This window comes from Paracoccus sp. (in: a-proteobacteria), from assembly GCF_047605025.1.
Taxonomy (GTDB): domain Bacteria; phylum Pseudomonadota; class Alphaproteobacteria; order Rhodobacterales; family Rhodobacteraceae; genus Paracoccus.
The window spans coordinates 78,881-91,835 of record NZ_JASGGO010000009.1 but is presented as its reverse complement, the minus strand read 5'-3'; the positions used below and the strand labels follow the sequence as shown (position 1 = coordinate 91,835).

Sequence of the window (12,955 nt, the reverse complement as noted above, 5' to 3'; positions counted from 1 at the left end):
AGAATAGGCGGAATCCGCGCGGTTACAACGCCATCCCGGCGCGCGGGGGCGGGAATGGCGTCCAAGGCGGCCCATCTTGCGCCCGACCGTTGCAATCGCGCCGCATGCGCGGAAAGTCGCGGGCGGGGGCGGCGGCAGGCTTTGCGTTGCGCAGATCGCGGGCGGCGTGTAGAACCTGCCCGATTGAACGAGGGGTAAGGAGCCGTCTATGCGCAGAGTAGTCGTCACCGGGCTGGGTATGGTCACGCCGCTGGCCTCGGGGGTCGAGGAGACCTGGAGCCGTCTTCTGGCCGGAGAATCCGGCGCCGGTCCGATCACGCGCTTCGATACCTCGGGGGTCGTGACGAAATACGCCTGCGAGATTCCCTTGGGCGATGGCAGCGGCGGCACCTTCAATCCCGACGACTGGATGGAGCCGAAGGACCGCCGCAAGGTGGACGATTTCATCCTTTACGGCATGGCCGCCGCCGAGCAGGCGGTCAGGGATTCCGGCTGGGCGCCCGAAAGCCTTGAGGATCGCGAGCGCACCGGGGTCATGATCGGCTCGGGGATCGGCGGGCTGTCCTCGATCGCCGATACCGCCGTCCTGATCAAGGAACGCGGGGCCAAGCGCGTCTCGCCCTTCTTCATTCCGGGGGCGCTGATCAACCTGGTTTCGGGGCAGGTGTCGATCCGCTTCGGCTTCAAGGGTCCGAACCATGCCGTGGTCACGGCCTGTTCGACCGGGGCGCATGCCATCGGCGACGCGGCGCGGCTGATCGCCCTGGGCGATGCCGATGTCATGGTCGCGGGCGGCACCGAAAGCCCGATCTGCGAGATCGGCGTCGCGGGCTTCAACGCCTGCAAGGCGCTGTCGACCCGGCGCGAGGACGATCCCAAGGCCGCCAGCCGTCCCTGGGACGAGGCCCGCGACGGTTTCGTCATGGGCGAGGGCGCGGGCGTCGTCGTGCTTGAGGAATACGAGCACGCCAAGGCGCGCGGCGCCAGGATCTATGCCGAGATCCTGGGCTATGGCATGTCGGGCGACGCCTATCACATCACCGCCCCCAGCGAGGATGGCGACGGCGGCTTCCGCAGCATGACGGCGGCGCTGAAGCGGGCGGGGATCGGCCCCGGCGATCTGGATTACATCAACGCGCATGGCACCTCGACCATGGCCGACGTGATCGAGCTGGGTGCGGTCGAGCGGATGCTGGGCGATGCGGCGGGCAATGTCGTGATGTCCTCGACCAAATCCAGCATCGGGCATCTGCTGGGCGCGGCGGGCGCGGTCGAGGCGATCTTCTGCATCCTGGCGATCCGCGATCAGATCTGCCCGCCGACGATCAACCTGGACAAGCCGGCGCGCGAGACGGCCATCGACCTGGCCGCCAATGCCGCCGTGCGGCGCAAGGTGGATCATGTGCTGTCGAACAGCTTTGGTTTTGGCGGCACCAATGCCAGCCTGGTGATGGGACGCGTGGCGGAATGATCTTCTGGCGTCACGTCGCCGCGAATTTCCTGACGCTGCTGATCGTGATCCTGATCGCGGTCGCGGCGGCGGTGGCCTGGGCCAAGCATCAATATTCCGCGCCCGGACCGAATGCGGTCGCCTCGTGTCTGCGCATCGCGCCCGGCGCCGGCCTGAGCGCGGTGAGCCAGCAACTGGTAGAGCAGGGCGCGGTCTCGAACGGTTATATCTTTCGCGCGGGCGCCGATTACGCCGGCAAGGCGCGGGACCTGAAATACGGCGCCTATCTGGTGGCGCCGCATTCCAGCATGGAGCAGATCGTCGCCACGATCACCGCCGGCGGACCCAGCACCTGCGGAGCCGAACTGATCTATCGCATCGGCGTGCGCGAGAATTCGGTGATCCTGCGCGACACCGATCCCGCCAGCGGACAGATGGCCGAGCAGGCGAAATACGTTCCCGGCGTCGAGCCCGCCCCCGAGGCGATCACCGCCGCCGAGGCGCGTTCCGACCTGCGCATCCGCCTGACCGTGGCCGAGGGCGTGACCAGTTGGCAGGTCGTGGACGGGCTGAAAAAGGCCGGATTCATGAGCGGCGATGTGGCCAAGGTGCCCGCCGAAGGCAGCCTTGCCCCCGATACCTATGACGTGCAGAAGGGCGCCGAGCGCGGCAAGCTTCTGGACGAGATGGCGCGGCGGCAGGCGGCTTACCTGACGCAAGCCTGGGACGCGCGCGAGACGGGCCTGCCCTATCAGACGCCGGAAGAGGCGCTGATCATGGCCTCGATCATCGAGAAGGAAACCGCCGTTCCCGACGAACGGCGCGTGGTGGCCAGCGTCTTTGTCAACCGGCTGCGGCGGGGCATGCGGCTGGAGACCGACCCGACCGTGATCTATGGCATCACCGAGGGCAAGGGCGTCCTGGACCGCGGCATCCGCGGCAGCGAGTTGCGCCGGCGCACGCCCTGGAACACCTATCAGATCAAGGGCCTGCCGCCGACGCCCATCGCCAATCCGGGCCGCGCCTCGATCCAGGCGGCGCTGGACCCCGAGGAGACGGACTATATCTTCTTCGTCGCCGATGGCACCGGCGGCCATGCCTTCGGTCGCACCCTGGCCGAGCACAACGCCAATGTCGCGCGCTGGCGCCAGATCGAAAAGCAGCGTGGCGAGCAGCTTTCCCCGGTTCAGGGCGAATAGATTCGGGCGCGGCGGGGGGCCTTGGCGCCCCCGTTGCAACAGCGCGCGCTGGGGGTGTTGCGCGGTTCAGTAAATTGTTTTTCAAGGGAAATGAATGGAAGGTTTATCAACCTTTGGTTTTGCGTTGACTCATCGAACGCTCTAAAGTAGAAATTATACATGCTGGGAGAAATGGGCAAGCGGCCGGGTCGAAAGATCCGAGGCCGCTTTTTTCATGTCTCGCTCGTGCGGACAGGCACACGAGGGGCAGGGCGATACGGAATGACAGTGAACTTCGATCCGGGGCGCGAGCCTTCGGAAGGGCCGATCATGCCCGGCGCCGATGCGGCGCCGGGCATCAATGTGCTGGACATCGCGGAGGGGCTTTTCCTGTCCTATGCCGCGGATCTGGACCTGCTTCGGCGTAAGATCGAGGCGGGAGCAACCGAAGAAGTAAAGGAATCCTGCAAGCTGGTCCGCACCCTGCGGGATGCGGCCCATCTGGTGCTGGAGGAAAGGAACAAGGTTGACAAGCTACGCAAAGATGCTGCCGGACAGGTCGGTGCAGGCGCACTCGACCTTGTCGCGGCAAGAGATGAAGTCGGGCGCCGCCTGGCTTGCCTGCGCCGCGCCGGAGGAGGTTGACGAATTCCTGGGCGGCCTCAGCGACAATGCGCTGGCGAGCCTGCCCTGGCTGTTCGAGTTCTGGGCCCTGCCGCATCAGCTGCCCCCCGAGGGCGACTGGAAAAGCTGGGTGATCATGGGGGGGCGCGGGGCGGGCAAGACCCGTGCCGGATCCGAATGGGTGCGCGTGCAGGTCGAGGGCGCGACGCCCGATGCGCCGGGCCGCGCCCATCGCGTGGCCCTGGTCAGCGAGACCTTCGATCAGGCGCGCGACGTGATGGTCTTTGGCGAGTCGGGCATCCTGGCCTGTTCGCCGCCCGACCGCAGGCCGGTCTGGGAGGCGGGGCGGCGGCGGCTGCTCTGGCCCAATGGCGCGACCGCGCAGGTCTATTCGGCGCATGAGCCGGAGGCTCTGCGCGGGCCGCAATTCGATGCGGCCTGGGTCGATGAGCTGGCCAAGTGGAGGAAGGCCGAAGAGACCTGGGACATGCTGCAATTCGCGCTGCGGCTGGGCGCGCATCCGCAGCAGGTCGTGACCACGACGCCCCGGAACGTGGCTGTGCTGAAGCGCATTCTGGGCAATGCCTCGACCGTGACGACCCATGCGCCGACGGATGCGAACCGCGCCTATCTGGCCGAGAGCTTTCTGGCCGAGGTCGAAAGCCGCTATGCCGGCACGCGGCTGGGGCGGCAGGAGCTTGAGGGGCTGCTGCTGGAGGATGTCGAGGGGGCCTTGTGGTCTGGCGCGGGGCTGGAAGCCTGCCGGGTGGCCGAGGCTCCGCGCCTGTCGCGTATCGTCGTCGCCGTCGATCCGGCGGTGACGGGGGGCGTGGGGGCGGACGAATGCGGGATCGTCGTGGCGGGTGTCGTCTCGGAAGGGCCGGTCGGCGAATGGCGGGCCTATGTGCTGGAGGATGCGAGCGTGAGGGGCGGGCCGACGGACTGGGCGCGCGCCGCCATTGCCGCGATGGACCGGCACGGGGCCGAGCGGCTGGTGGCCGAGGTGAACCAGGGCGGTGATCTGGTCGAGGGCGTGATCCGCCAGATCGATCCGCTGGTCCCCTTCCGGGCCTTGCGGGCTGCGCGCGGGAAGGGGCTGCGCGCCGAGCCGGTCGCGGCGCTTTACGAGCAGGGCCGGGTGCGTCACCTGCATGGCCTGGGCGCGCTTGAGGACCAGATGTGTCGCATGACCGTCGGGGGCTATGACGGCAAGGGTTCGCCCGACCGGCTGGATGCCCTGGTCTGGGCCATTCACGAGCTGATCATCGAGCCGGGCGCGCATTATCGCCGGCCTTCGGTGCGGGGGCTGTAGGGGGCTCTGCCCCCGCGTTTTCGAGGCCCCTCAATGGGGCCTCGAAAACGCTCCCCCGGGATATTTGGACAAGAAAGACGGGCCTTGGGGGTCCGCGGGGGTCGCGGTTGACGCGGCCCTTTTTCGTTGGGATTTCAGGAGGAAAACCATGGCTTTTCCCTGGTTCGGCCGGGCTGTGGCGCCGGCCGTCGCGGAACCTGCTCCGGTCGAGACGAAGGCAAGCGCGACGGGCAAGCTGGTCGCGCTTGCCTCGGGTTCGGGCCGGGCGGTCTGGTCCGCGCGCGACACGTTCAGCCTGACGCAGAGCGGGTTCGTCGGCAATCCCGTCGGCTTCCGCGCCGTGCGCCTGATCGCCGAGGCCGCTGCCGCTGTCCCGCTGATCTGTCAGGACCGCGAGCGCCGCTATGAGTTGCATCCGGTTCTGGATCTGTTGCGGAGGCCCAATCCGGGCCAGGGCCGGGCAGAACTGTTCGAGGCGTTGATCGGCCAGATCCTGCTGAGCGGGAATGGATATCTGGAGGCTGTGGGCGAGGGTGCCAAGGGCTTGCCGGCCGAGTTGCATGTGCTGCGCTCGGACCGGATGGCCGTGGTGCCGGGGCCGGACGGCTGGCCCGTGGCCTTTGAATATGGCGTCGGGGGGCGGAAATTCCGCTTCGACATGACCGGAAGTCCCGATCCCATCTGCCATATCCGCAGTTTCCATCCGCTGGACGACCATTATGGCCTGTCGCCCATGCAGGCGGCGGCGGTGGCGCTGGATGTGCATAACAGCGCCTCGGCCTGGTCGAAGGCGCTGCTGGACAATGCCGCCCGGCCTTCGGGCGCGATCGTCTATAAGGGGGCGGATGGGCAGGGCAGCCTGTCGGCCGATCAATATGATCGCCTGGTGACCGAGATGGAGATGCATCACCAGGGTGCGCGCAATGCGGGCCGGCCGATGCTTCTGGAGGGGGGGCTGGATTGGCGGCCCATGGGTTTCAGTCCCAGCGACATGGAGTTTCACCAGACCAAGCTGGCGGCGGCGCGCGAGATCGCGCAAGCCTTCGGCGTGCCGCCGATGCTGATGGGCATTCCCGGCGAGGCCACCTATGCCAATTACGCCGAGGCGCATCGGGCCTTTTACCGGCTGACGGTCCTGCCGCTGATCACGCGGGTCGCAAGCGCGCTGGCCTGGTGGATGAGCGAGCATCTGGGCGCCGAGGTCGATTTGCGCCCCGATCCCGATCAGGTGCCCGCCCTGTCCGAGGAGCGCGACCAGCAATGGAAGCGCGTCGGCGAGGCCGCTTTCCTGACCGATGCCGAGAAGCGGGCGGCGCTGGGTCTGCCGCCTCTGGCCTTGGAGGGCTGAGATGGAGGGCTCGCGCTTTCTGAAGGAGCCTTTCGACTGGCACGATCAGCGTTTCGACACTCAGGAGCGGATCATGGCCCTGCAATTCGGTCAGGTCGAGCGTCGTCTGGAGCGGATCGAGGGGTTGATCGAAGGGCTGGAGCGGCGGCTGTGGATGACCGTCTACGGTGTCGTCGCGGTCATCCTGACCCAGGCCGTGCAGTCGATCCTGGCCTATACCCCGAAAGGAGGATGAAATGAGTTCAACGGACTATGGGCTTGAGTTGAAATACGCGCCGGGAGCCTCGCTGGTTTCGGACGGGACCATGCTGGAGGGTTACGCCAGCCTGTTCGGGCTGACCGACCAGAGTGGCGATGTGGTCGTCAAGGGTGCCTATGCCGCCAGCCTCAAGCGGCTGGAGGCGCGGGGCGACAAGGTGCGGATGCTGTGGCAGCACGACCCTGCCCGCCCCATCGGCGTCTGGGACGAGATCCGGGAGGACGACAAGGGGCTGTGGGTCAAGGGCCGCCTGCTGCCCGAGATTGCCCAGGCCCGCGAGGCCGCGGCGCTGATCGCCGCGGGTGCCATCGACGGGCTTTCCATCGGCTACCGCACCATTTCAGCGGAGCGCGACGGCAGGGGGCGCCGCCTGCTGAGCGAGGTCGAGTTGTGGGAGGTGTCGCTGGTCACCTTCCCGATGCTGGCCGAGGCCAAGGTCGGGCGCAAGTCCGAGGACGTGCCACAGAGTGGCGCGCAGGAAATGGCGGCGGCCTTTCGGGCCGCGACGCTGGCGCTGCGCGCCGAATGAGTTTCACCGCAAGGAGGGGAACATGACCGAGGTGAAAGCCGTGGCCGGGGCAGGGACGCCCGGTGAACTGGGACGCGAGATGGTGGGGTTCGTCAACGAACTCAAGAGTTTCCGCACCGACATTCAGAAACGACTGGAAGCACAGGAAGAACGCATGACCATGCTGGACCGCAAGACGATCGTTCGGGGCCGCGCCCCTTTGTCGGTTGAGGCCGATGCCGGCGCGCCCCATCAGAAGGCGTTCGACGCCTATATCCGCCATGGCGACGATGCCGCGCTGCGCGGCTTGCCGCTGGAGGGCAAGGCCATGGCCACGACCTCGGACGGCGGTTTTCTGGCGGCGCCCACCGTGTCGCTGCAAGTGCAGGATTTGCTGAACTCGATGGCCTCGCTGCGCCGCGTGGCCAATGTGGTGACGGTGGAATCGGCCACTTTCGAGATGCTGGTCGATATGGGGGATATCGCCAGCGGCTGGTCGGTCGAGGCCACCGCCCAGGCCGAGACCGCCACTCCGACCGTGCAGCGCATCCAGATCCCGGTCTATGAGCTTTCGGCCATGCCGAAGGCCAGCCAGCGGCTGCTGGACGACGCGGCCTTCGACATCGAGGCGTGGCTTTCGAACTCGATCGCGCAGCGTTTCGCCCGTGCCGAGGCGACGGCCTTCATCAGCGGCGACGGCGTGAACAAGCCGCGCGGCTTTCTGACCCATGCGCGGGCGGCGAATGCCTCGGCGACGAATGTGCAGATCGGCACCATCCCCTCGGGTGCGACGGGCGATTTCGCGGCGTCCAATCCGGCCAATGCGCTTATCGATCTGGTCTATGCCCTTGGCGCGCACTACCGCGCCAATGCGAGCTTCGTGATGAATTCGAAAACCGCCGCGGCGGTTCGCAAGATGCGCGATACGGATGGTCGCTTCCTGTGGTCGGACAGCCTGGCCATGGGCCAGCCTCCGCAGCTTCTGGGCTATCCCGTGCTGCTTTGCGAGGACATGCCGGACATCGCCAACGGGTCGGCCTCGATCGCGTTCGGGGATTTCAGATCGGCCTATACGATCGTCGAGCGTCCCGATCTGCGCGTGCTGCGCGATCCCTTCTCGGCCAAGCCGCATGTGCTGTTCTATGCCACGAAACGTATCGGCGGCGGCGTCACCGACGCCCGTGCGATCAAGTTGATGGTCTTCGGCTGATCTAGGCCGAAGGGGGGCCGCGCGGGCCATGTCCGCCCAACCGGCTGAGCAGCTGTCCGCGCGCGCGAGGGCGGACAAGCGCGGCCCCCGATTTCGTCCTGGATGCAGCAACCGTGCGAGCGGGAGGTTCGAAGATGATGCTTGTGGAATTGACGGCGCCAGCCCTTGAGGCGCTGCCTGTCGCGGGGTTGCGCGCCCATCTGCGGCTGGGAACGGGGTTCGACATGGCCGAGGATGAGGCCGAGACCGCCGCGCTGGCGGGTTTCCTGCGCGCTGCCATCGCGACCATCGAGGCGCGCACGGGCAAGGTGCTTCTGGCCCGGCAGTTCCGGCTGCGGCTGGAGGATTGGCGCGACCCGGAATGCCAGCCCTTGCCGCTGTCGCCGGTCAGGTCGGTCGAGCGGGTCGAGATCGACGACGGAACCGGCGAGGTCACGCCGGTCGATCCGGCAGGTTGGCAGCTTTGCCCCGACATGCAAAGGCCCTCGCTTGTGCCCAAGGGCAGCGCATGGCTGTCGCCGGTGCCTTCGGCGGGTTTCGTGACGATCATGTTTTCGGCCGGTTTCGGGCTAAGCTGGGACGCGGTTCCGGTGGATCTGGCACAGGCCGTGCTGCTGCTTGCCGCGCGCTATTACGAGGACCGCACCTTCGAGGGCAGCCAGTCGGCCATGCCGTTCGGGGTCAGCGCGCTGATCGAACGCTGGCGTGCCGTGCGGGTGCTGGGGGGGCGCGGCCAAAGCCCGCGCTTTCGGCGATGAGCCCGCCGCGCCTTTCGGTGCCTTTGGTGCTTGAAGCCTCGGTCAGAGAACCGGACGGCATGGGCGGGTTCACCCTGGCATGGCAGTCGGTCAGCCGGTTCTGGGCCGAGATGCGGTCCGGCGCGGGTGGCGAGAAATTCGCCGAAGTCGGGGCGAGAAGCGTCGTGACCTGGCGGATCCTCATCCGCTCGGTCCGGGCCGGCGATCCTCGTCGTCCGCGCCCCGAGCAGCGGCTGGTGATGGGCGAGGGCGTCCATCAGCGTTGCTTTCGCATCGAGGCCGTGGCCGAGGCCGACAATCTGGGCCGCTATCTGGTCTGCTTTGCCAAGGAGGAGACGGCGGCATGAGTTACGCGGCGAGCGCGGCTTTGCAGGCTGCGATCTATCGGACGTTATGCGCCGATGACGGGCTTGGGGCGCTGATCGGGGATGCGATCTTCGACGCCATGCCGGTGGCCGCGCCGAACGGCACCTATGTCGCGCTTGGCCCGGAAGAGGTGCGCGACGCGGGTGACATGACGGGCGCGGGATCGAGCCATGATTTCGTCGTCTCGGTGCTGTCGGGCGCCGATGAGGCGAACGGTTTCGGCGCGGTCAAGGCGGTCGCGGTCGCGGTCTCGGAGGTGCTGGAGGCGGCCGAGATACGGCTGACCCGAGGCCGCCTGGTGGGGCTTTGGTTCCTGCGCGCCAAGGCGCGGCGGGTGGAAAACGGCGGGGGGCGGCGGGTCGATCTGACCTTCCGCGCCCGCATTGACCTGGTTGAGGAGTGACGGACATGGCGGTGCAAAACGGGCGCGACCTGCTGATCAAGATGGATATGACCGGCGATGGTCAGTTCGAGACCATCGCGGGGCTTCGTGCCTCGCGCATCTCGTTCAATGCCGAGACGGTCGATGTGACCAGCATCGAGAGCGAAGGCCGCTGGCGGGAGTTGCTGGGGGGTGCGGGGGTGCGCTCGGCCAGTATCTCGGGCTCGGGCGTGTTTCGCGACGGGACCACGGACGAGCGGGCGCGGCAGGTCTTTTTCGACGGCGAGGTGCCGAATTTTCAGGTCGTGATCCCGGATTTCGGGACCGTCCAGGGCTCTTTCCAGATCACCAGCCTGGAATATTCCGGCAGCTATAACGGCGAGGCGACTTATGAAGTTACCATGGCAAGCGCGGGCGTCATCAGCTTCGTCTCGCTTTAGGATGGCCAACCCCCTTGCCGGCGAGGTCGAGGTGGTGCTGGGCGGCCGGTCCTATGCGGCGAAGCTGACCTTGGGCAGCCTGGCCGAGCTTGAGGCGGAGCTGGGAGCGGAGAGCATGATCGCGCTGGTCGAACGCTTCGAAGGTGGCCGGTTTGCGACGAAGGACGTGATCGCCGTGCTGGTGGCGGGTCTGCGGAGCGCGGGCTGGCAGGGGGATCGCCAGGCGTTCGGCGCGCAGGAGCTTGAGGGCGGGCCGGTCATGGCGGCGCAACTGGCGGCGCAACTGCTGGCGCGGGCCTTTCGGATCGAGGGCACATGAGCAGGCGCGGTCTGGACTGGCCGGGCCTTTTGCGCGTCGGTCTGGGGCCGGAGCGGACGGGCGGGCTGGGACTGGCCCCCGATGCGTTCTGGCGGCTGACCCCGGCGGAACTGGCCCTGATGCTGGGCGTGGATTCGGGCGGGGCGGGAATGACCCGCGACCGTCTGGCCGAACTGGTGGCGCGTTACCCGGATGCGCCGCGCAAGATCCCCACGAAAAAGGACTAGGAGGGTTGGCATGGCCAACAAGGATGGTTTCGGTGGCCTGTCCGACGACAGCGGCGACGGCGGCGCCCTGGGCAAAAGCCTGGACGAGAGCGGTCGGGTGACGGCGGCCTTCGAGCAGGAGCTGGCGCGGCTTCGCGGCTCGATGCTTTACACCGGCCGCGAGGTCGGCACGCTGAGCGCGGGTATCGGCAGCGGCTTGCGCAAGGCTTTCGAGGGGCTGGTCTTTGACGGCGCCAAGCTGAGCGACGCGCTGAAGTCGGTCGGGCGCAGCATGGCGGATACGGCGTTCTCGGTCGCGTTCAAGCCGATCCAGCAGGCTTTCTCGGGTGCGCTGGCGCAGGGCGTGAACGGTCTTGTTTCGGGGGCGATGCCGTTTGCGGATGGCGGGGCGTTCACCCAGGGCAGGGTCATGCCCTTTGCCAAGGGCGGCGTCGTCAGCCAGCCGGCTTATTTCCCCATGCGCGGCGCGACCGGGCTGATGGGCGAGGCCGGACCCGAGGCGATCATGCCCCTGCGCCGGGGCGCGGATGGCAGGCTTGGGGTCGCGGCGGGCGGCGGCGGCCGTCCGGTGAACGTCACCTTCAATGTAACGACGCCCGATGTCTCGGGCTTTCAGCGCAGCCAAAGCCAGATGGCTGCCCAGTTGGGCCGGCTATTGGCACGCGGCGACAGGAACGGGTGAACCATGGCCTTTCACGAAATCCGGTTTCCGGCGAATCTTTCCTTTGGCTCTGTCGGCGGTCCCGAGCGGCGCACCGAGATCGTGGCCATGACCAACGGCCACGAGGAGCGCCGCTCGCCCTGGGTGCATTCGCGGCGGCGCTATGATGCCGGAATGGGGTTGCGCTCGATGGACGATATTGCGGCGCTGATCGACTTTTTCGAGGCGCGAGCCGGCCAATTGCACGGCTTTCGCTGGAAGGATTGGGCGGATTGCAAATCCTCGGCGCCCAGTGGCGAGGTCTCGGCGCTGGATCAGCATCTGGGGCGGGGGAACGGCATCAACCGCGTTTTCCAGTTGCGCAAGGTCTATCAATCCGGGCCGTCGCGCTATTGGCGTCCGGTCCAGAAGCCGGTGGCCGGAACGGTGACGCTGGCCATCGGCGATGTCGTGCAGGTGGAGGATGCCGATTTTTCGGTCGATACGGCAAGCGGAGAGGTCACTTTTACGGTGCCTCCCGACGATGGCGCGCCCGTCACGGCAGGGTTCGAGTTCGACGTGCCGGTGCGGTTCGATACGGATCGCATCGCCGTCTCGGTCGCATCCTTTCATGCGGGTGATCTGCCGCAGGTTCCAGTCATCGAGGTGCGGCTGTGAGGGGCGAGAGCATCGCGCGCGCATGGGCCATTCGCCGCAAGGACGGCATGGAGCTGGGCTTTACAGATCACGACCGGCCCTTGTCATTCGGCGGCATGACCTTCCGCCCCGAAAGCGGGTTGACGGCCAAGGCGCTGGTGCAGGGCGCGGGCCTGTCGGTGGACAACACCGAGGCGGTCGGGGCGCTTTCCGATGACGGCATCACCGAGCTGGACCTGCTGGCGGGGCGATGGGATTCGGCCGATGTGCGGCTGTGGGAGGTCGACTGGGCCGATACGGAGCGGCGCAAGCTGATCTTTCGCGGCGGCTTGGGCGAGGTCAGCCGGTCCGGCGGGGCGTTTCGCGCCGAGTTGCGCGGGCTTTCCGAGCCGCTGAACCGCACCCAGGGCCGGGTCTATCATGCACGCTGTTCGGCCGAACTGGGGGACAAGGATTGCTGCTTCGACCTGACCAAGCCGGGATACCGGGCCGAGGGGGTGATCCGGTCGCATGAGGATGGGCAGCGTTTCATCCTGGGCGGAATCGCCGGTTATGATACCAGGTGGTTCGAGCGTGGGCAGTTGATCGTTCTGTCCGGCCGTTGCGAGGGACTGCGCGGGCTGGTCAAGAACGACTTCGCCCAGACGGGTCAGCGGCGCGATGTCGAACTGTGGACTGCCTTGGCGCTTCAGCCCGAGGTCGGCGACCGTATCCGGCTGGTCGCGGGATGCGACAAAAGGGGAGAAACCTGCCGTTTCAAGTTTCTGAACTACCTAAACTTCAGGGGCTTCCCTCATCTGCCGCCGGAAGACTGGCTGATCGCGCCGCAGGTGCAGCGATGAGCGAGCGGATTGTGCTTGCGGCGCGGGGATGGATCGGCACGCCTTATGTTCACCAAGCCTCGGTCAAGGGAGCGGGGACGGATTGCCTGGGCCTGATCCGAGGGGTCTGGCGCGAGCTTTATGGCCGCGAACCCGAGGCATTGCCCGCTTATACCCAGGACTGGGGCGAGATGGGCGAGAGCGAATTGCTGATGTCCGGCGCGGCGCGTCTGCTGATGCCGGTCACGGATGAAATGGCGGGGGATGTTCTGATCTTTCGCATGCGGTCGGGCGCGATCGCGAAACATATGGGTATCCAGGCGCAGGCGGGAAGCGCGGCAAGTTTCATCCATGCCTATGATCGGCATGGTGTCGTCGAGAGCCCTTTATCCGCGCCCTGGAGTTCCCGGATTGCCGGGCGGTTCCGTTTTCCGCCCCTGCAACAAGCCTGAAACA

At 67.0% G+C, this 12,955-nt stretch carries 18 protein-coding genes; all 18 read left to right on the top strand.

Annotation, left to right across the window (positions count from 1 at the left end; translation table 11 throughout):
• Window positions 1-208 precede the first annotated feature (208 nt).
• The 18 genes from fabF to QM682_RS07240 all read left to right on the top strand — a co-directional run bounded on the left by fabF (window position 209) and on the right by QM682_RS07240 (window position 12,951).
• Window positions 209-1,471, top strand: a complete 1,263-nt coding sequence (fabF, locus tag QM682_RS07325) for a beta-ketoacyl-ACP synthase II (RefSeq protein ID WP_415128286.1) — start codon at window positions 209-211, stop codon at window positions 1,469-1,471.
• Window positions 1,468-2,649, top strand: coding sequence for an endolytic transglycosylase MltG (gene mltG / locus QM682_RS07320; RefSeq protein ID WP_415128285.1), 1,182 nt, complete (start codon window positions 1,468-1,470; stop codon window positions 2,647-2,649). Before fabF ends, mltG begins: the two co-directional genes overlap by 4 nt.
• A gap of 159 nt (window positions 2,650-2,808) precedes the next feature.
• Window positions 2,809-3,273, top strand: coding sequence for a permease (locus QM682_RS07315; protein WP_415128284.1), 465 nt, complete (start codon window positions 2,809-2,811; stop codon window positions 3,271-3,273).
• On the top strand, window positions 3,224-4,564 hold the full coding sequence (locus QM682_RS07310; RefSeq protein WP_415128317.1) for a DNA-packaging protein: 1,341 nt from the start codon (window positions 3,224-3,226) through the stop codon (window positions 4,562-4,564). Before QM682_RS07315 ends, QM682_RS07310 begins: the two co-directional genes overlap by 50 nt.
• A 148-nt stretch (window positions 4,565-4,712) precedes the next feature.
• Window positions 4,713-5,912, top strand: coding sequence for a phage portal protein (locus tag QM682_RS07305; protein ID WP_415128283.1), 1,200 nt, complete (start codon window positions 4,713-4,715; stop codon window positions 5,910-5,912).
• Between the two features lies 1 nt (window position 5,913).
• The gene (locus QM682_RS07300; protein ID WP_415128282.1) at window positions 5,914-6,147 is read left to right on the top strand and encodes a GTA head formation protein, RCAP_rcc01685 family; all 234 of its coding nucleotides are present in this window, start codon (window positions 5,914-5,916) and stop codon (window positions 6,145-6,147) included.
• Between the two features lies 1 nt (window position 6,148).
• Entirely contained in the window at window positions 6,149-6,700 is a 552-nt protein-coding gene (locus tag QM682_RS07295; protein WP_415128281.1) for an HK97 family phage prohead protease, read from the top strand.
• A 22-nt stretch (window positions 6,701-6,722) separates the two neighbouring features.
• Window positions 6,723-7,889, top strand: coding sequence for a phage major capsid protein (locus tag QM682_RS07290; RefSeq protein ID WP_415128280.1), 1,167 nt, complete (start codon window positions 6,723-6,725; stop codon window positions 7,887-7,889).
• 134 nt (window positions 7,890-8,023) lie between these two features.
• The gene (locus tag QM682_RS07285) at window positions 8,024-8,647 is read left to right on the top strand and encodes a head-tail connector protein (RefSeq protein ID WP_415128279.1); all 624 of its coding nucleotides are present in this window, start codon (window positions 8,024-8,026) and stop codon (window positions 8,645-8,647) included.
• Window positions 8,644-8,994 (top strand): head-tail adaptor protein, encoded by a 351-nt coding sequence (locus tag QM682_RS07280; RefSeq protein WP_415128278.1) that lies wholly within the window; start codon window positions 8,644-8,646, stop codon window positions 8,992-8,994. Before QM682_RS07285 ends, QM682_RS07280 begins: the two co-directional genes overlap by 4 nt.
• Complete coding sequence (locus QM682_RS07275; protein WP_415128277.1) at window positions 8,991-9,416, top strand: DUF3168 domain-containing protein; 426 nt, start codon at window positions 8,991-8,993, stop codon at window positions 9,414-9,416. The genes QM682_RS07280 and QM682_RS07275 overlap by 4 nt, the downstream gene beginning before the upstream one ends.
• 5 nt (window positions 9,417-9,421) lie before the next feature.
• Complete coding sequence (locus QM682_RS07270; protein ID WP_415128276.1) at window positions 9,422-9,835, top strand: phage major tail protein, TP901-1 family; 414 nt, start codon at window positions 9,422-9,424, stop codon at window positions 9,833-9,835.
• Between the two features lies 1 nt (window position 9,836).
• Window positions 9,837-10,154: a gene transfer agent family protein gene (locus tag QM682_RS07265; protein ID WP_415128275.1), complete on the top strand. Its 318-nt coding sequence runs from the start codon at window positions 9,837-9,839 to the stop codon at window positions 10,152-10,154.
• Window positions 10,151-10,381 carry a rcc01693 family protein gene (locus QM682_RS07260; protein WP_415128274.1) on the top strand — a complete coding sequence of 77 codons (231 nt, stop codon included), beginning with the start codon at window positions 10,151-10,153 and terminating at the stop codon, window positions 10,379-10,381. The genes QM682_RS07265 and QM682_RS07260 overlap by 4 nt, the downstream gene beginning before the upstream one ends.
• A 10-nt stretch (window positions 10,382-10,391) precedes the next feature.
• The gene (locus tag QM682_RS07255) at window positions 10,392-11,063 is read left to right on the top strand and encodes a phage tail tape measure protein (RefSeq protein WP_415128273.1); all 672 of its coding nucleotides are present in this window, start codon (window positions 10,392-10,394) and stop codon (window positions 11,061-11,063) included.
• A gap of 3 nt (window positions 11,064-11,066) precedes the next feature.
• On the top strand, window positions 11,067-11,699 hold the full coding sequence (locus QM682_RS07250; protein WP_415128272.1) for a TIGR02217 family protein: 633 nt from the start codon (window positions 11,067-11,069) through the stop codon (window positions 11,697-11,699).
• Entirely contained in the window at window positions 11,696-12,520 is an 825-nt protein-coding gene (locus tag QM682_RS07245; RefSeq protein WP_415128271.1) for a DUF2163 domain-containing protein, read from the top strand. Before QM682_RS07250 ends, QM682_RS07245 begins: the two co-directional genes overlap by 4 nt.
• Complete coding sequence (locus QM682_RS07240; protein WP_415128270.1) at window positions 12,517-12,951, top strand: NlpC/P60 family protein; 435 nt, start codon at window positions 12,517-12,519, stop codon at window positions 12,949-12,951. The genes QM682_RS07245 and QM682_RS07240 overlap by 4 nt, the downstream gene beginning before the upstream one ends.
• The last annotated feature ends 4 nt before the right edge of the window (window positions 12,952-12,955 follow it).